Source organism: Vibrio sp. CCB-PB317 (assembly GCF_022808245.1).
In the GTDB taxonomy this organism is placed as follows: Bacteria; Pseudomonadota; Gammaproteobacteria; order Enterobacterales; family Vibrionaceae; genus Vibrio; species Vibrio diabolicus.
Map to the genome: position 1 here is coordinate 894,318 of NZ_JALGNU010000002.1, position 19,246 is coordinate 913,563.

Genomic DNA, 19,246 nt, shown 5'->3' on the forward strand with positions numbered 1-19,246 from the left:
TTCGTAGATTGACCAATATCCGTTTACAATATCGGTCTACAAAGGATTTGACGAAGACGCATGAGAAATACCGACGATTACATCATTTTCTATCACCTGATCGAGCAAGGCTCATTCAGTGCTGCTGCAAGACACATGTCATTGACTAAATCGGTTGTCAGTAAACGCATCGCGAAGCTTGAGCAAGAGCTTGGTGTACAGCTTCTTTACCGAACAACGCGAACGTTAACGTTGACGGAGGCAGGGCGAGCGTTCTTTACTCATGCAAAAGCCGTTTATCAAGCGGTGGCAACGGCAGAAGAATCCATTGTGGGGTTAGGTAAGAATTTATCTGGAAACATTAAAGTTTCTGTACCCACTATCTCTGGTGAGTTAATTCTTCCTCAAGTGATCAATGAGTTTAATCAGAAATACCCTGACATCAATATCGATATGGATCTAGATAATCGTTTCGTCGATATCGTGAATGAACGTTTTGATCTGGCAATTAGAACGGGTGTGTTGCCAGATTCTAGCCTGATCGCAAGAAAGCTGGTGGATGCCAATTGGATTGTTTGTGCGTCACCTCAATACCTTGCTAAACATGGCATTCCTAAGCAACCTCAAGCCTTGTATAAGCACAATTGTTTGGTTTATTCCTACCAAGAAACCGGGGCGCGTGAGTGGGCGTTTAAAGAGGGAGACGAGGTGTATCAAGTTACAGTCGACGGTAACCTCTGTACCAACAACTCTTCGGTATTGAGAAACGTCGCACTGTTGGGGCAGGGAATCATCTATGTGCCACGTGTCTTGGTTTATGAAGACTTAAAGCAAGGCCGCCTGATTCAATTGTTCAAAGACGAAACCGCCAAATGTTTGGGTATTTATGCAGTGTATCCTTACACTCGTCAACAGCCAGAAAAAATTAAGATCTTCATTGATCATCTATACACCAGCTTTCAAAGTCAAAATCATCGATTTTAAGACAATAACTCAACACCAATCGTTATGTTGGTGTTGAGTTATTGTTTCCATCTTCATTTCTAATAATTCTTATAAATTTAGAAGCTTAAGCCTTCTCCTTGTTTTATCACTAATATTGATAACAAGATGCTGCGCACAACTGTTAACAAATGGTTTTGCTATTGTTTCTTTTAAGAAACGGTCTGTTTCTTGCGTTAAATTTTCCGAATGTGAAAGATAAGTGACAGAAAAATAAAAGAATTATTTTGTTTGTTGTCTGTTGGTTAAGTATTGCTCGCCTGCCTGACATAGACGCCGAGAAATGGACTGCTTATAGTGGCTCAGACGCCCATTACCGTCACTAAACGGTGATGTGAGCGAAGTACAATAACTAGAGATACGGATATGAAACAAAAGCAGCTGATTGACGAATTTAAAACTATCGTTGGGGAAGAAAATGTCCTAACCGACGAGGTTAAAACAAAATACTACCGTTCGGGTTTTCGCTCAGGTAGTGGCACTGCGCTTGCTATCGTGTTTCCTAATACTCTTGTAGAACAATGGAAGATCATTAAACAGTGCGTTGAAGCAAACTGCATTATTATTATGCAGGCTGCCAAAACAGGTTTAACAGAAGGCTCAGCTCCAAGTGGTAATGATTATGACCGTGATGTGGTCGTGATCAATATTACCAAAATCAAGAAGATTCACTTATTAGATGGCGGTAAGCAGGCAGTATGCTTGCCTGGTGCAAGTTTGCACTCATTGGAAAAAGAATTGAAGGCGGTGAACCGAGCGCCGCACTCTATCATCGGTTCTTCATCATTAGGTGCCACTGTGGTTGGGGGTATCGCCAATAACTCAGGCGGTGCGTTAGTCAAGCGTGGTCCTGCTTACACGGAGTTGGCGATTTATGCGCAGGTCGATAAGCAAGGCCAGTTACACCTGGTTAATCACCTTGGTATTGAAGGTTTAGGTGAAACGCCAGAAGAAATTCTGACAAACCTGCAAGAAGGAAACTTTGACCCTGCGAAGATCATTCATGACGAGCGAATGGCATCAGACAAAGAATACGATGAACGTGTTCGAGACGTGACTTCTGACATTCCTTCTCGCTTTAATGCCGATGAACGTCGTTTATTTGAAGCCAGTGGCTGCGCTGGTAAATTGGGTGTTTTCGCCGTTCGAGTTGATAGCTACCCAGTACCCGAAAAAGAGCAGGTTTTTTACCTTGGCACCAATGATCCTGCGAAACTGACGAAGCTGCGAAAAGATTTCTTATCTACGTTTGAGAACTTGCCTGAGATGGGAGAATACTTGCATCGAGATATCTTCAACATGGCAGAGAAGTACGGCAAAGACGTCTTTTTATCCATCGACTTGCTAGGCACAGATAAGCTGCCAAAAATGTTTGCACTTAAAGCTAAAGTAGAAAATGTCTTAGAGCGCGTCCCGTTTGTTAGTAAATACCTGCCAGACACCATTTTGTACTACGCGAGTAAGTTGTTCCCACAACATTTACCAGAACGAATGCTGGATTTCCGCGACAAGTATGAGCACCACCTGGTATTGAAAATGAGTGATGGTGGTATTGCTGAAGCGCAAAAATACCTCAAAGAAGTTTGGGCTGTTGAAGACGACTGTGATTTCTTCGAGTGTACGCCGGAAGAGGGTAAAAAAGCTTATTTACATCGCTTTGCAGCAGCAGGTGCAGCAATTCGTTACGAGACGATTCACCGAAAAGACGTAGAAGACATCGTTGCACTTGATATCGCTTTGCGACGTAATGATGAAGAGTGGTTAGAAACTTTACCAGAAGAAGTGAGTAAGAACCTTGTTCAAGCGCTCTATTATGGCCACTTTATGTGTTATGTATTCCATCAAGATTACATTTTCAAAAAAGGGACCGACACGAAGTTGATGAAAAAGCTGATGCTAGAACACCTCAATAGCCGTGGTGCTAAATACCCAGCAGAACATAATGTGGGTCACTTGTACGAAGCTGAAAATTCGCTGCAGAAGTTTTACCACGAGCTAGATCCAACCAACACCTTTAACCCTGGTATTGGCAAAATGGACAAATACAAGCGCAATTGTAACTGCTGTGCGTAATTTGCTATCTCACCGTGATTAATATCGTTGATCATCGTTAAAATAATGAGCATAAGATAAGCCCTGATGACACTCGTGACATCAGGGCTTCGTGTTTTGGGGCTTTTTATTGATGACTGGTATTGACGTCGAAACAACGGTTAAATAGCGCGTACCGCGGCGGCTGCGATGATGCCAGCTGCAATTGCGGGCAGAGGCTTTTTCACGATGAACATGACGACAGCAGTAGAAAAAAGTGCTGCTCTAGCACCGTAATCACCCTCAACCGCTAGTGGGGCTAAAAGGGCAACCAATACGGAACCTGACATCGCAGTAATGAAACGTTGAACCCGTTCGCTAATTGGAATGAATGACATGACATATACTCCGCCCCAGCGGGTTATGAGCGTGACTAACGCCATAGCGATGATGATAAGCAGTGTTCCACCTACGCTCGTTTCGATGTTCATGCTTTTTTCTCCTTCCAACAAGCACCTAAGACTCCACCAGTAATGGCGCCAACCACTACGTGGCTATTCTCTGGTAAATACCAATACGCCAACATAGAAGAGGCTGCTGCTGTGGCCCAAATCGCAAAGATTCTTAAGTCTTTCGGCCCAGCCACCACCATAGACAGCAGGAAGCATCCCATAACCATATCGAGCCCGAGGCCCACCGGGTCTTTGATTGCGTTACCAAAATAAATGCCGATCCAGGTGCCAACAATCCAAAACGACCACATCGCCAAGCCGCCACCAACAAGCAAGCCAAAACCTGGTTCTTTTCTACCAAATGCATTGAGTGCCATTGCCCAGTTTGCGTCTGATGCTACCAGCATTACGCCGTAACGTTTTGTCGGTGGGAGTTGTCGTAACCATGGATAAAGCGTAGCGCCCATCAAGAGGTGACGAGCATTAATAGCAAATACAGTAATAAGCACTGGAATCAGAGGTACTTCTGCTCCCCACATTTCTAGCGTGGCAAATTGTGAAGCACCGGCGAAGACCAGTGTGCTCATCAACATAGTGGGAAATACATCTAGTCCAGTTTGTACGGCGGCAACACCGAATGCGAGGCCAAATATGACCACAAACATGGACAGAGGTAAAAGTTGGGTGAAACCGTTCCACACGTCGATCCGAGTAAATTCGTGCAACTCAGATGAGGAACGCTGAAGATGTTGAGTATTTTCTGTCATAGAGATACCTAGCCAGCAGGCAAAAAGGGCAGTGCCATATGAATGCGTTTGTTGTTCTTTTGTAAACTTAATGTTTAACATCAATTGAAATGGCTTTCAAACACTAAGTGCTATATAAAAAAACAAGTATACCTGAACGATTTTAAGATGAAGGGGTTAGAGGATTTGTCACTTGCCAGGGCTCAAGGAAAGTAACGCAAATAGCAAGCTCTGCTCAATTGAGAAGAGCACGGATTGTTACAGATTAGTATATGAGTAGGAAAGCGAGCACGAGGCTCGCTTTTTCGTTCTGTTACGAATAACTGAAAGGGTTTATTTTACGTAGACACGAGGGTTCGCAGTACCCCAAACCGTGTATAGTTCTGGGAAGATGACCTCTGCATGTTTTTCCATTTCTGCTGCCGAAATCGTTTTGCCTTGCTGAGAGCCAAACAGTACAACTTCAGAACCAGGCTCAACATCTTTGATACCTGTAATATCAACCATGGTGGTGTTCATTGAAGCCACACCTGCCACTTTTGCTCGTTGGCCATTGATCAGTACTTCTGCCGTATTGCCCATTTTTCGTGGGTAGCCATCAGAGTAACCAACAGGAATGTTCGCCATTAGGCTTTCTTTGCTCGTTTTGTAGCTGCTGTCGTAACCGACAGTGCTATTTTTTGGCAGGTGGTGAACGGATGCCACGCGTGTTTTGAAAGACACGATAGAAGGGTACTCAGGGTTGGTTGGCAGATCACCATATAAAACGCCACCAGGACGAACCATATCAAGCTGTGCTTCAGGAACATTAAGTGCAGTGTAAGAGTTGGCCACGTGCAGCAAAATATCTTCGCGTTTTAGGCCCGCTTCTTTAATCAGCCATGCAGAGCTGTCTTTGAACGAAGATAACTTTTGACGAACTTCGTCTGCATTGTAGTTAGGGAAATGAGTCATGATGCCAACAATATTAACGCCAGCTTGTTGAGCGATTTCTAGCGCTTCTTGCTTGCCCGCTTTTGTCGTCATATCAACGCCATTACGTCCCATACCACCGTCGTTAAGAGCAAGGTGAACTTTGATTTCTTTACCCGCTTTCTCTGCTAGCTTAGACAGTACTTTGGCTTGCTCTGCAGTGCCAATCAGCTCTTCAATATTTAAGTCGATTGCAGCTTCGATCTCGCCAATATCCGCCGAGCGTACACGCATAAGTTGACCTTTAAAGCCACTGTCGCGAACGGTCTGTGCTTCGGCGTTACTTGCAACGGCAACGCAAGGGATTTGTTGTTCGATAATAGTCGGCATCAGGCCCGCGATGCCATTACCGTATGCGTCGGCTTTCATCACGGCGCAGATTTTCGTTTTGCCATCCATGTGCGACTTGAACTGCTCAATATTATCGCGGAATTGACCTAAGTTTATTTCCAGCCAAGCGTTAGCGCCTTGAACTTGCTCTGCTTTTACTACAGTGTTGCTAATTTGAAGAGGGGCAGCAGTAGCTTGCATCGCAGGAGCAACGGTTGCAGCAGCGATAGTCAGTGATAGTAAGGTTTTATTTAAGCGCATAAAGTCTCCGTACGCGTTTTTTGTATTGGTTATGTTATTGAGTACTTGGGGAAAGTACCTGACGAAGTAAAACGCTCCAAGTAGTGCTTTGGAGCGTTTTTGAAGATCATGATTCAATATACCTAAATATATCTCAGTGATTGCACTCAATTTGCGCAAATCGAGGTTGATTCAATATCAACTAAGGTATCAACTGAGTTTAACTCAGTTTAAAGCGGCTCATTACATCTTTAAGAGAAATTGACAGCTGGCTTAGCTCACGACAAGCCTGTGCGGTTTGCTCTGAGCCCTGTGATACTTCTTGAGATGCCAAGTGTATGTTTTCAATGCTGCGGTTAAGCTCTTCTGCAACAGAGTCTTGCTGGTTACAAGCCGTGGCGATTTGGGTGCCCATGTCTGAGATATCAGAAATCGAGTGTTCAATGTCGCTCATCAGCTGTTTTGATTGAATGCCTTGCTCTGCACATTCTGAGATACTGGTTCTAGAAAGTTCTGTCGCAGATTTCGCGTCTTTTGCAAGCGATTGTAGCTGTTCAATGATCGACGTAATTTCGCTGGTTGAATCTTGCGTACGGCCTGCAAGCGTTCGAACCTCGTCCGCAACCACGGCAAAACCGCGACCAGACTCACCAGCACGCGCAGCTTCAATGGCTGCATTAAGCGCAAGTAGGTTGGTTTGATCGGCAATGTCACGGATAACATCAACAATAACGTTAATTTTATTCGATTGCTGTTCAAGCTCTGCCACAGTATCGCCCGCAGCACCAATTACGTTTGAAACTTCATGAATCGCATCAACCATGCCTTGTGTTTCACGAACACCGTGTTGTGTACGACGGTTTGCTTCGTTAGCTTGGTTCGCTGAATCTTCAGTATTACGTGCAACATCGGCTACTGCTGCTTTCATTTCTGTCATTGCCGTAGCAATGTGTGTGATTTGCAGTTGTTGATCTTTCATACCAGACGCAGAAATATCAGAGATTTGATTCATCTCTTCTACTGCACTGCTTAACTGTGTGACCGCAGCAATCACGTTGTCGATAACTTGGCGCAAGTCATCTTGCATCTTAGTGGTCGCATCTGCCAGCTCACCTAGCTCGTCATTGCCGATGGCTTTACGATCGATGTCGTTTGATAGGTCACCTGTTGCGATGGCATTTGCTTGCTCGACAACAAGTTTTAGTGGGCCACAAATAAGGCGTGTCAACACGTACGTCATGCCTACCATGATAAGCAGAATAATCACGTTGCTTGCAATTGACGAGTTACTCAATCCATTTACAGAAGAAAGAATATGAGTTTTGTTACTGTCCATAGCATTTTTAAGTAGACGGATCAGTTCACCGAGCTCAGAGTCAACCGCTTCGAAAGCAGGTAAAGAGTTCGCCAAAATAGGGTGGGCTTTGCTTTTGTCGTTGGCTAGCATCGCTTCGTTGTACTGATCCATAGTAACCAAGTACTTTTTCCACTGACGCATAAGGCGCTGGTAAGTTTGTTGCTCTTCACCTGGCCAAATCGTTTCACCGTAAGAATCGAGCTCTTTGCTGATCTTTTCACGTTCGCGAATGTTGCTGGCAATTTTGTTTCTGATTTGGTCTGCGTCTTCATAAGTGTATGTCGCAAACTGAGCACGGCGCCAGCGAGACAAGTGATCTCGGATCGAATCTACTCTTTCCATAGCAGGAAGCGTATCATCGGTATAGTTTAAAAGCTCAGATTTAATGCTTTTGAGCTCTGTAGATAAAAATACGCCAAACGCAATGTTGACGATGGCAATGAGTAAAAACGATAGCGATATCTTTTTCGCTATAGAAAGATTCTTGATAGACATTAGTGATATACCTTGTTTTTCTTATGGTGTGTCGCCAAAGTAAACCACGTCCTTATATGTGATATATGTCCATTAAATTACTGCAACGAGTGTAAGCTATCATTATTTATTGATATTTTCGATAATGAATTGAGCTTTTTTTGAAAATAAAAAATGTCAATGATTTTATAAAGGTACGACCACATTCGATGCAAAGTTATCGGTAACAAAATATGATATTTCGTGTGAAATAGTGCCAAGAGTAGAGTCTCCAATTGTTACAGATGTTATAGAGCTGAAGAGAGTGGTGACTACGATCCGTGTTAGTCAGGCGTTTACAAGCTAAGCAGTTACGGGCATCAACATGTGTGTGACTTAGAGTTGATGAAAGCTAACGAGTGTTTCTTGGCCTAATTGAATGCCAATTGTACCGTCTGGATCGCTTTTTAAGCACTTAAATCAAAAAGATAAAATTTATTGTTGACCAGATAAATTAATCCGTTAAAGTACGCCTCGTTCTCACGGCAAAGGTCGCTGAGACAGATGGTGTCTAACCCATCGCATGATTGCGTTGCCCTGGTGGTGGAATTGGTAGACACAAGGGATTTAAAATCCCTCGGCGTTCGCGCTGTGCCGGTTCAAGTCCGGCCCGGGGCACCATCAAAATCTTTGGTAACAGAGATATAAAAATCAGAAAGGCGCCTTGGCAGAGTGGCTATGCAGCGGATTGCAAATCCGTGGACCTCGGTTCGACTCCGGGAGGCGCCTCCACTATTTCGAAAGCCAGTCTTAAATGACTGGCTTTCTTCGTTTTAAATCCATCAATCTATACTCGTTCACTCTTCTCTAAATTCCTCCCATGTTTTGATCACCATTCAATATTTTCAATGCGCTAGTCATTGATTTTATAAATGTTAAATAACTCAATAATTGTATAGGGTGATTGGTGCTAATTTCTCTTCGATTGTAATCCGAACTTTTTGTATCACAGGCAGCAACTTGGCTAGCGTGACCGTTGGCAATGCTTGGTGTGTATGAGCAGAAAGGAGGATTTTAGTCCTTAACGTGAGAGAAAAATAATGAAAACATTTAAATTAAAACGCACTATTTTACCTTTAACCTTGTTGCTAAGTTCATCTGCATTGGCTGCTGAGAATGGCACAATGATGCAGTATTTCCATTGGTATGTGCCTAACGATGGCACACTGTGGACTCAAGTGGAAAATAACGCTCCAACGCTAGCAGAAAACGGATTCACAGCGCTCTGGCTACCACCTGCATACAAAGGAGCGGGTGGCAGTAATGATGTCGGCTACGGCGTTTATGACATGTACGACTTGGGGGAGTTTGATCAAAAAGGATCAGTGCGCACCAAATACGGCACGAAAGATCAGTACCTTAGTGCTATCAATGCCGCTCACAATAACAATATCCAGGTTTATGGTGACGTGGTGTTTAACCACCGTGGTGGTGCGGATGGGAAATCTTGGGTTGATACTAAGCGGGTAGATTGGAACAACCGCAACATTGAACTTGGTGATAAATGGATTGAAGCGTGGGTGGAGTTTGATTTCCCTGGACGCAACGACAAGTACTCTAACTTCCATTGGACTTGGTACCATTTTGATGGCGTGGACTGGGACGATGCAGGTAAAGAAAAAGCCATTTTTAAATTCAAAGGTGAAGGTAAGGCATGGGATTGGGAAGTCAGTTCTGAAAAGGGGAATTACGACTACCTTATGTATGCTGACTTAGACATGGATCATCCTGAAGTTAAACAAGAACTGAAAGATTGGGGTGAGTGGTACATCAACATGACTGGTGTTGATGGCTTTAGAATGGATGCGGTGAAGCACATCAAATACCAATATCTTCAAGAATGGATTGATCACCTACGTTGGAAAACAGGGAAAGAACTCTTCACGGTCGGAGAGTACTGGAACTACGATGTGAATCAGCTGCATAACTTTATCACCAAAACTTCTGGCAGCATGTCTCTATTCGACGCACCGCTACATATGAACTTCTACAATGCGTCTAAATCGGGTGGTAGCTACGATATGCGTCAAATCATGGATGGTACGCTGATGAAGGACAATCCAGTCAAAGCGGTAACCTTAGTAGAAAACCATGATACTCAACCTTTGCAGGCGTTGGAGTCGACGGTCGATTGGTGGTTTAAGCCGCTCGCTTACGCGTTTATCTTATTGCGTGAAGAAGGTTATCCATCTGTGTTTTATGCAGATTACTACGGCGCGCAGTACAGTGATAAAGGGCATGACATCAATATGGTCAAAGTGCCTTACATCGAAGAGCTCGTAGCACTGCGTAAAGACTATGCGTATGGTAAACAACATTCATATCTCGACCATTGGGATGTAATTGGCTGGACTCGCGAGGGCGATGCAGAACATCCACATTCAATGGCAGTGATCATGAGCGATGGACCAGGTGGCTCGAAGTGGATGTATACGGGCAAGCCAAGTACACGCTATGTCGACAAGTTGGGCATCCGAACTGAAGACATTTGGACAGATGCGAATGGGTGGGCTGAGTTCCCTGTAAATGGTGGATCTGTCTCGGTTTGGGTTAGCGTTGAGTAATCCATTCTTGTGATTTTGATACAGAACAGGCAAATTTTGATGAAACTTTGCAGTGAATCAATACGTTATTTGATATTCATATAACAAATGAGTAACTTATATTTGAGCATTATCTAGAGGAAGATGAAGAATGGAATCTATTGCTGATGTATTGGTTGTGGCTATTGTGTTCGGTGCCATATTTGGGGGCGGGATAATTAAGTTAATCTTGAATCATCGTAAAGAAGTAAGAGCCTTGGAGATATCTGAACGTAATACGATGAGCCAAGAAGAACAAGATAACCTTAACAAGCAAATTGGTGACTTGAAGCGACGCGTTGAAGTGTTAGAGCGCATAGTCACAGATAGCAAATATCAACTTGAAAAAGAAATTGCCTCTCTGTAATTCACCACAAAAACGTAAAGCCGGCTGAGTCCGGCTTTTTAGTGCCTGTACATCATAGTTTTAGGGTACTTAGCTCAGCGTTCGTCAAAGAAGTCTTTATCGCGGATGTATTTACTCATAAAGTGATAAGAGAATGGTCGCATCAACCAACTAAATAGAGAACGTCCAAGTCGAATGAACGTTGGCGTATTCTCGTATATTTTCCCGTTATACAACCATAGCATTTTGCCTACATGCCAATAGAGAAAAGGCACTGGCGGCATGAATGTCACGATGTCGATGTCGCAACAAATCCGGTAAGTTTTGTGCCCCAAACGGTAGCGTTTTTTGAAGGTCCAATCTCCAACTGCGGGCTGACCGAAAGTCACAACGCGTTTAATGCTCTTTGGGTATTTTTTCTCTATATAATCGGCAAAAACACTGCCAATCGCGCCACCTGAAGAGTGACCAGTAATGGTGATTCTTTTTCCCTTAAGAATGAGCGGTACAACGATACCTTCGAGGCGCTCGATCACGGTCAACCCCAACCGATCTTCATTTCGGCTCGGTAAACTTTCTTGAAACAGCAGATGATAGAAACCCGCGTGAATGCGGTAATTCAGTCCCAACCTTCGACAACTTCTCGTCCACATCGCGAAGTTTAACAACCAATCACTGATACTGTGTGAGCCTTTAATTACTACGACCACTTCACTCTGTTTTTTACTCCAGAGCACGCGAATCATAATCTTACCGTGTTCATTTCTAATGACTCGTTGCCCATTAGGATCGAATCCATATTGAGTTTGTCTGAAGACGCGAGGATAGGCGAGATTACAGAGTACGGCATAGCGCTCATATTGGTATCGTTTTAATGGTTTCACGTTATCTTTCTTTATGGAGCCTAACGACTGACTGTAATTAATGAATATTAAAAATACGTGAACCTAGGTTAGTGCTGGTAGAGACTTTGTGTGTTGGTATCGTGGATGAAAGCCTCAAATTGATCTAAGTGCGTTAAGATGGTCTGGCGCGAAGTATCGTGATGTTCACTAAGCACGTTAAGCAGCTTTTTCAGGGTCTTACGATCTTGTTCATTGAGGTTTACTGCCTGTTTGAGCCGAGTGAAAAATTCAATTTGACTTGAAGTGTCGTTAAAATCACCGAGCTTGTCTTGTAATAGTTTTAATTGTTTCACGTTGTTTTTGTGCTGTGGGGAAGGGTAGAGTGCGGAAAACCCTTCTAACAAATAACGCAGCGCTTTGCACTTTATCCTCATTGAGTGGATCACGCTGTCACGACTTTTGTCCGAGATCTTGCGCCGTGCTTTGTCGACCTTTTTAAATTGTTCGGAGACTTTTTGGTTTGCGAAGAGTAACGCAGGTACGTTGTTATCCACTCGTACGTGCTTTGTACTTCGCAGCAGACTGTTCCTGACCAAAGTGCAGTGCGTTGTGTATTCTTTTGTCGCTAGCCAACGCGCAACTTTTGCCTGTTCGTAAGCACGTTCGGATTCTATAAAGCCCAAAAGCTGCTCAAGAGAGGGTTTGTGGCTTGGGAGCATTTCAATGTATTGGCTTTTGTCCAAGATAAATACGTCCAAATCACGCAGCCTATTTGTTTTCTTCATCATTATTTTTAAATGAGGTTTCAAAATACGCAGTTCAAAAGGAGGTATCAGTTCGCGAAGTAGTACGCATAGTGAGCGTATGCGCCTTAGTGTGACGCGATACTGGTGTGTGTATTCAGGGTCCAAGTCATGGACGATCCCCTGTTCCAGAGAGCGTGCATAATCAAATTCAGTAAGTAAGAAGTGGGGCACTACGAAGTCGAGTTCGGAATCAGTATGTAGCGGTAATTGAAATGATGACTTTCGAAACATGATGAGCGCTTATTTGTCCCCTGCAGTACGAGTTAAGTTTATACCCATATTGTCTATTTGTGCGACTTGTCGATTCCTCGTTGACATGAAGTGATGAAGCAAAGCAAACGAGAGCAAAGCATGCTGATGTTCTTGTGAGCAAAATGATCGCCCTTTGTTCGTTTGAGTTGGCTTTTTAACCATTTGAATAAAAAAGACTAATTTTTTGTTGACCAGATAAATTAATCCGTTAAAGTACGCCTCGTTCTCACGGCAAAGGCCGCTGAGACAGATGGTGTCTAACCCATCGCATGATTGCGTTGCCCTGGTGGTGGAATTGGTAGACACAAGGGATTTAAAATCCCTCGGCGTTCGCGCTGTGCCGGTTCAAGTCCGGCCCGGGGCACCATCAAAATCTTTGGTAACAGAGATATAAAAATCAGAAAGGCGCCTTGGCAGAGTGGCTATGCAGCGGATTGCAAATCCGTGGACCTCGGTTCGACTCCGGGAGGCGCCTCCACTATTTCTAAAAGCCGGCCTTGTGCCGGTTTTTTACTATCTGGTATTGTCAAACTATTCTAATACACAATTTTTTATTGAATAATTAATTTTTGTACAAATACCAACCTCAATTATCAGTTAATCACCCTTTAACTGGTTTTCCTGAATTGCTATCTATAGCGTTATATTATCAATGTGATTTTAGTTCAATATTGAAAATAAAGTTGCGCATATATCCTGCTTGTTTCTCTATATGTCTCTAGTTGATATTGCACTGTATCGCTCAGTCTGTCTTGTAATCGAGTATAAAACTAGGTGAGCAAAAAACTTTTCACCACTTTAATTTAACTTAAATTTAACAATTAAAGATGGATAATATTACTCAAGCGTTGTTGAGGTATATTATTCGAATGACTCGTTATTAAGTTAATGAATTTAAAGGTTATAATTTCATGCGATGAAATTGAGGTTGTTTTAGTTGAATTTCTACTTGTTTGATTTTTAATGATTTAAATTGGCTGTAGTGCAAGTGATTTATTAAAGTCATTATTGAATAGAAAGTTTGTTCATATAAAACAATCATAAGGTTATTTTAAGTAACTGACAAAAATGGACAAATTTATTATTACACAAACTTAACCTAAATTACTTATCGCTCTGGTTGAATTTTGACCGGTTGCTTTGCTATGATTCCGGCTCTTATATTTTTGGTGGTTATCCTTTTATAACCATGTTGATGTATATAGGAACATATTTGGCTTTATAGGCTAGGGCATTTTATTGCCTAAAATTTATATTATTTTACCCTACCATTTCTGCTTATATTGGCGGGAAGGTGAACTAGTTATTAATTTAAAATTAGGTGAAGCAGTGATAAAAAATATTAAAATAAATAGAACAATCCTAAATAAAGGGTTGTCATTTTTATTAGTAATATTCGCTTGTTTACAGAGCATCCATTACGCCAGTGCAGCAGGAAGTACGACGGGACAGCAAAATACATTGGTTATCCTGCTGAACTTCAAAGAAAACCCAAATGAGCAGCCATTAACTTTGTCAGAGGCAAATAATCTAATCTTTGGCACAGTGAATGACTTCTACCGTGAAAGCTCTTTTGATCAAATGTGGCTGTCTGGGAAAGTCGTAGGTTGGTTTAATTTGCCGTTGTCTAATCAGGTTTGTGATTTTACCGCTGTTCAAGATGCAGCGGATCAAGAAGCCATCGCTGCGGGAGTGAAGCTTGAAGAGTACGATCGTATTGTTTACTTGATGACAAAAACGGAATGTGGTGTCGCTGGATCGGCAACTATTGATGGCATGCCTTCACGCGCGCACATCAATGGTGATTTTTCTCCGATGAATATCGCTCATGAGCTTGGACATAACTTTGGTTTGCATCACTCTCGTGCTCTTGATTGTGGCGAGCATACGCTTTCAGACAACTGTACGTTGCGTGAATACGGTGATACCTATGATGTAATGGGTGGTCCAGACATCGGCTATTTGAATACTTTCCAGCGCGAGCGACTAGGATGGCTAGAGGGAGAGCACGCCTCAAAGACACTGGAAGTTACTCAAAATGGTACTTACTCCATCACGAATTACGAGACGACTAGTGAGCAGCCAGTTACGATAAAAGTACCTCGTGGTACTGATCCTTCTACAGGTGCAAAAAAATGGTTTTACATTGAATACCGCCAGTCTATTGGGTTTGATGACTTTTTAGATGCTCGTTCTTACTCTTTCTATCGTGGGGACGTTACGGATGGCATCATCATTCGAAGCGCTGTAGAAGGCGATGGACGCAGCAGTAATCTGCTTCACTTTAAAACTGATTCTGAATATCGTGCGGTTTTTGGCCGAAATGACTGGTTTGACCCATCTATGCCGGTCGGTGGTAGCTATACTGACCCAGACTCAGGTGTAACATTGAGTTTGGTGAGTGCAGCGAACGGCATCGCCGAAGTAAGCGTTGTCTTTGATGGCTCTGACAACGGTAATATCGGGACTTGTACTGTAAATGCTCCATCAGTGACTGCGAAAGCTGCAACAAACAACTCGGTTGCAGCCGGCGATGAGGTTCAATATCAGGTCACTATTACTAACAAAGATAGTGCAGATTGTTCTGCGAGCAGTTTTTCTGTAAACGCGTCAGTGCCAACTGGTTGGAAAGCAAGCAGCAATGCAATCACGCTAGCAGCAGGTGAAACCGGACAAGTAATGATATCAGTCGTATCTTCGGTGGACGCTAGTGATAAAGACTATGCTTTGAATATGATCGTGACGCACGGCGAGGACTCAAGTCTGCAAACCGCAGCATCCGTAAATTACTCTGTAACCACTGAAATCTCGCCATCACCAGAGCTCGTTGCTGTTGATGATCAGGTGACTATGTCTTCGAAACAGTCGGTGATTATCGATGTGATGGCAAACGATGTTGTTGGAGAGCAAAACTCTGCAAGCGTGGTTTCTTTTACTAGACCAAGCAAGGGGCGACTAGAGCTGTTATCAGATGGCACCCTGCGTTACACACCTGAGAAGAAATTCAAAAATAACGACAGCTTTACCTATACCATAGGTGATGGTCAAAGCAGCTCGACCGCTCAGGTCTCAGTGAAGTTAGAGTCTTCATCTGGTGGCGATTCTGGCAACTCTGGTAACAATGGAAAAGGTAAGAATAAATAGAACGATATAGTTCGAAAGAAAACGCCTGACGAGTTAACGTCAGGCGTTGTTTTATTAAGTTGTAAGTAGACCTTATTCAGGGCAGTTAACAGGCTCTGGACAAGTTGGACATAGCGTACATTCTGCAGACGCTGTTATCGCTTCTACGACAACATTACCGAAGATAGTTTCACCACTCGCATCCACAGTATCTGTAAACGCTCTGACTTCTTCACCCGGTAATGGAAGGCCTTCACCATCTCCTGGGATTGGCTCGTAGTTACCAGTAAAGTCGTAACACTCAGCAGGCGCAAGCATACCAACCTGGATTGGATTCGAGTCTTTGTTGTCGATTACGACAATGCCGTCAATGGTGACATTGGAGGTATTACATACACTACCACTGTAATTGACTTGAAGACCGTATTCATTAATACCAGTATCTTCAAATCGATTCACGACGACGACACTACAGTCTTTCTCTAGAGACAATGAACCAGGGATGTTTTGGCTTGGGCATTCCCAATCTGCGTTGTCAGAAACCGCAACACCACCACCAGTTTCAAGTGCCGCGCTTACTTCTGCATAGTTAGTGATACCGTTTTGGTCAATAATAAACGAACCATTAAACTCTTGCGTTTGTCCAACGGCGAGCATCGCTAAATTGAACACATGGTCACCAGCAGCCATATCGTTGTCAACGGCTGTAGTGTCTGTTGCCACAACATCATACAATGCAAAGTCACCGGTGTTTTCTACAGTGAGTTTATAGTTGTATTTCAAAGTGTTACCATTGACAACATCACCAAATGTACAAGTTTTAGTGATTTTAATGTCAGGTACGCCAGGTGTGTAACAGAATGAAATATGACTTAAGCCATAGTATCTACCATTGTTACCCACAGGTGCATGTAGTAAGGCATCATCTTGATACAATAATCCATCTGTAAAGTAGTTATATAGGTTTCCGTCAGGACCACCTTTTACGAAGATAGCTTGCATAATCACAGGGCTATCACCTTGATCCCAACTGAAGGTTTTTGCCCCAGGTTGTTGATCAATAACCACTTCAAGCATGCCATCACCGAAAGTGCCGTCTGTAACTGGCTCAAGCTTGTATTCTATCAAACCATCGATCCCTGGAAGTAATTGTTGACAGGTGTTATTCCCTTCAACAAATATTGGTTGCACGCCTCGGCTTGAAGGGTCGCCAGCGGATGCGTAAACAATTTGAGAGCTCAGCACTAAGCTAACCGCTATGACCCAAGTAAACAGCTTAAACATGCTGCTGATATTGATCGCTGTAAGTATATTCTGGCTACATAAAGTGGAACAACGGTAACTCTTATTGCCCCACCAAGAGTTAAATATGGTTTTCATAAAACCTCCTTGTGTAAGTGGGCTCGCTACGTCCTTGAGCCCACATACGTGATAGTTTTCTCACAGAGTTAAACTGCGCCAGTTGACTAGCATAGAGTGTTCCATATTTAACCTTTTGTATTTGTTGATTATTTTTTATTTTTGTACAGAGGGGTGAACAGTTTGTTTATATTTTCATAAATGGTTGAGCTAAAACTTATTCGCTAAACGACTGAATATGTTTTAGTTAAATGAGTATTCAATTAGATGTGTAAAGGATGTAACACTATGCAAACAGGTGTTACACATCACCTTCACATTAGTTGGAGCAGGTGAGTACGCGTCTATTTCATATTCATAGTGGACAGTTTCAATACCGTCGCTTTTGCGCATCTGTCACAGGTGTAAACAATAAAGTGTCAATCTGTAACATTATCCTAGAACACGTATATATCTTTGTTATCGTAGGTTTTTTTGTCTCTTTTGTTTTCTTTCTCTTTCTTTAAAATTGAACACTCTGTTCATTCTCTTCGCTGTTGAAAATATTTAGTTTAATAAAATCATAACCTTAAGTAGTGGCATGCTCTATGCGTTATACGAGCTCGAAACGAAAGTTGTATCTCGCTTTCACTCTTTCTTAAAAGGCAATTAATGACATAGGGACCTTCGTCTAGCTTTAGAAGCGTTCTAAGGAGTAGGTTATGAATTCTTGTAAGTCAGGTATCTGGCATACGATGAAGAGCTTTCTTTATGCAATATTTACAAGTTTGCTAATAGGTAGCTCTGCATTTGCAACACCAACAGATGGCGTATTTGAGTTAGAAGCAAATGCTAATGCGATAGATGACTCTGGAGTAGGTGCTCCGGATGACTGGTCAACGCCGCCAAACAGTGGTGGAGCATTAGTATTTAGCTTTGAGAATGACACGGCAACACCGGATACAATCTTTACTGGTGGTAATAAAGACATCAAAGACATACCGGAACTTGGTTGGAAGACTGGTACGGTACTTGATAAAGGGGACATTCTTCATGCGTATGCAGCGGCATACAACATTAATAATGACCTTGTACTCACCTTTGGTGCAGACCGTTTTGGTAACAGCGGTGATGCCTTCTTAGGTTTTTGGTTTTATCAAGACTCGGTCAGTACAAACCCAGACGGTACATTCACGGGTCAACATATTGCTGGCGACCTTTTGATTCAGGTGAATTATTTGCAAGGGGCAAATGAGGGGCCAGAAATTTTGGTTCTTGAATGGGACACAACTTGTGCGAAAGCTGATAACAATAATCCACAAGATGGTCAGTGTGCTGCGACAAACTTACGTTTGAAAGTTAAGACAAATGCACTGTGTTCACCAGGCGCGCAAGATGTGTGTGCTTCAACCAATACAACTGACTCACCTGCACCATGGGCGTATACGCCAAAAAGTGGTGTCGAAAATGTCTTCCCTCCAGAAACCTTCTTTGAAGGTGGTGTAAACCTTACTGAACTTCTACAAACAGACACCTGTTTTAGCTCGTTTGCAGCCGAAACAAGAGCATCAAGCAGTATTACCGCTCAGTTGAAAGACTTTGTGGTTGGTGACTTTGAGTTGTGTAGTGTTGATATCACTAAAACATGTAATCAAGCGGTCGTGAATGAAACAGAAGATGGTTACGTTTACTCATACAGCGGCGACGTGATTAATGATGGTGTCGGTACGCTCTACGATGTTGTTGTAGAGGATTTAGAAGCAGGTACTACACATAGCTTAGGTGCCATTGCTTCAGGTGACAGTGCTTCATACAGCGGCAGTTTTGAAAGTACAAGCAATGGTCTAACTAATACGGTGAAAGTCACAGCAGCTGCGACTCCGGGTGGCCAAGCGACCATTAGTGATACTGCAAGTGATCCATGTGAGTCATTGAGCTTGTCTCCAATGATTAGTGTAACGAAATCATGTGAAAGCGGCTTCAAACTTACTGAAAACGGTATAATTGCAGAAGTGAGCTTCTCGGGAATGGTATGTAACACAACGCCTGGACTTACTTTAGTGAATGTTTCTGTGGTGGATGACTCAGGTACGCCTGAGGATGCTTCTGATGACGTGACAGTAGTGGATAATATCGAACTCGCTTCGGATCAATGTCAGTCTTATACTGGTAGTTATATCCCAACGGCATTTAGCAATGCAGAAACACAATCTTTCCGTGATACTGTGACAGCGGTTGGTTTCTTGAAAATCGATAATACTCAAGCGACGAATACAGCTTCTGCAGACTGTGATATTTGTCCTGCACCAAGCAACTAATTGACGTCTTGTGA

13 protein-coding genes and 4 tRNA genes are annotated in these 19,246 nt (G+C 42.9%); 10 read left to right on the forward strand and 7 right to left on the reverse strand.

Annotation, left to right across the window (positions count from 1 at the left end):
* Positions 1 to 60: 60 nt before the first annotated feature.
* Both MTR11_RS13115 and dld read left to right on the forward strand, forming a co-directional pair.
* Positions 61 to 963, forward strand: a complete 903-nt coding sequence (locus MTR11_RS13115) for a LysR family transcriptional regulator (protein ID WP_243327813.1) — start codon at positions 61 to 63, stop codon at positions 961 to 963.
* Positions 964 to 1,347: 384 nt separating this feature from the next.
* A complete protein-coding gene (gene dld / locus MTR11_RS13120) occupies positions 1,348 to 3,054 on the forward strand; it encodes a D-lactate dehydrogenase (RefSeq protein ID WP_085343756.1) in 1,707 nt (568 codons plus the stop codon).
* A gap of 140 nt (positions 3,055 to 3,194) precedes the next feature.
* Here dld and MTR11_RS13125 read toward each other — a convergent pair whose 3' ends face one another.
* From MTR11_RS13125 to MTR11_RS13140, 4 genes are all read right to left on the reverse strand, one after another.
* Positions 3,195 to 3,503, reverse strand: coding sequence for an AzlD family protein (locus tag MTR11_RS13125; protein WP_005396412.1), 309 nt, complete (start codon positions 3,501 to 3,503; stop codon positions 3,195 to 3,197).
* Complete coding sequence (locus MTR11_RS13130; protein WP_047009226.1) at positions 3,500 to 4,231, reverse strand: AzlC family ABC transporter permease; 732 nt, start codon at positions 4,229 to 4,231, stop codon at positions 3,500 to 3,502. Before MTR11_RS13130 ends, MTR11_RS13125 begins: the two co-directional genes overlap by 4 nt.
* 312 nt (positions 4,232 to 4,543) lie before the next feature.
* Positions 4,544 to 5,773 carry an alanine racemase gene (gene alr, locus MTR11_RS13135; RefSeq protein ID WP_164665665.1) on the reverse strand — a complete coding sequence of 410 codons (1,230 nt, stop codon included), beginning with the start codon at positions 5,771 to 5,773 and terminating at the stop codon, positions 4,544 to 4,546.
* A 199-nt stretch (positions 5,774 to 5,972) separates the two neighbouring features.
* Positions 5,973 to 7,604, reverse strand: a complete 1,632-nt coding sequence (locus MTR11_RS13140) for a methyl-accepting chemotaxis protein (RefSeq protein WP_012842212.1) — start codon at positions 7,602 to 7,604, stop codon at positions 5,973 to 5,975.
* Positions 7,605 to 8,156: 552 nt separating this feature from the next.
* Between MTR11_RS13140 and MTR11_RS13145 the strand changes: the two genes are divergently transcribed.
* The 4 genes from MTR11_RS13145 (at position 8,157) to MTR11_RS13160 (ending at position 10,571) form a co-directional block, all read left to right on the forward strand.
* A tRNA-Leu gene (locus MTR11_RS13145) sits at positions 8,157 to 8,243 on the forward strand.
* A 37-nt stretch (positions 8,244 to 8,280) separates the two neighbouring features.
* Positions 8,281 to 8,354: transfer RNA gene (locus tag MTR11_RS13150), tRNA-Cys, on the forward strand.
* 308 nt (positions 8,355 to 8,662) lie between these two features.
* Positions 8,663 to 10,186: an alpha-amylase gene (gene amyS / locus MTR11_RS13155; RefSeq protein WP_243327814.1), complete on the forward strand. Its 1,524-nt coding sequence runs from the start codon at positions 8,663 to 8,665 to the stop codon at positions 10,184 to 10,186.
* 130 nt (positions 10,187 to 10,316) lie between these two features.
* Positions 10,317 to 10,571 (forward strand): hypothetical protein, encoded by a 255-nt coding sequence (locus MTR11_RS13160; RefSeq protein WP_012842214.1) that lies wholly within the window; start codon positions 10,317 to 10,319, stop codon positions 10,569 to 10,571.
* 74 nt (positions 10,572 to 10,645) lie between these two features.
* Here the strand turns inward: MTR11_RS13160 and MTR11_RS13165 are convergent, their stop codons facing one another.
* Both MTR11_RS13165 and MTR11_RS13170 read right to left on the reverse strand, forming a co-directional pair.
* A complete protein-coding gene (locus MTR11_RS13165) occupies positions 10,646 to 11,434 on the reverse strand; it encodes a lipase family protein (protein WP_134645705.1) in 789 nt (262 codons plus the stop codon).
* A gap of 68 nt (positions 11,435 to 11,502) precedes the next feature.
* On the reverse strand, positions 11,503 to 12,432 hold the full coding sequence (locus tag MTR11_RS13170) for a CHAD domain-containing protein (protein ID WP_243327815.1): 930 nt from the start codon (positions 12,430 to 12,432) through the stop codon (positions 11,503 to 11,505).
* A 301-nt stretch (positions 12,433 to 12,733) separates the two neighbouring features.
* Here MTR11_RS13170 and MTR11_RS13175 point away from each other — a divergent pair.
* From MTR11_RS13175 to MTR11_RS13185, 3 genes are all read left to right on the forward strand, one after another.
* A tRNA-Leu gene (locus MTR11_RS13175) sits at positions 12,734 to 12,820 on the forward strand.
* A gap of 37 nt (positions 12,821 to 12,857) precedes the next feature.
* Positions 12,858 to 12,931, forward strand: a tRNA-Cys gene (locus MTR11_RS13180).
* 983 nt (positions 12,932 to 13,914) lie between these two features.
* Positions 13,915 to 15,597 (forward strand): Ig-like domain-containing protein, encoded by a 1,683-nt coding sequence (locus MTR11_RS13185; protein WP_243328115.1) that lies wholly within the window; start codon positions 13,915 to 13,917, stop codon positions 15,595 to 15,597.
* 72 nt (positions 15,598 to 15,669) lie between these two features.
* Here the strand turns inward: MTR11_RS13185 and MTR11_RS13190 are convergent, their stop codons facing one another.
* A complete protein-coding gene (locus MTR11_RS13190; protein WP_225461124.1) occupies positions 15,670 to 16,956 on the reverse strand; it encodes a DUF11 domain-containing protein in 1,287 nt (428 codons plus the stop codon).
* A 680-nt stretch (positions 16,957 to 17,636) separates the two neighbouring features.
* On the opposite strand from MTR11_RS13190, the gene MTR11_RS13195 reads away from it, so the two are divergent.
* Entirely contained in the window at positions 17,637 to 19,232 is a 1,596-nt protein-coding gene (locus MTR11_RS13195; protein ID WP_124007964.1) for a DUF11 domain-containing protein, read from the forward strand.
* The last annotated feature ends 14 nt before the right edge of the window (positions 19,233 to 19,246 follow it).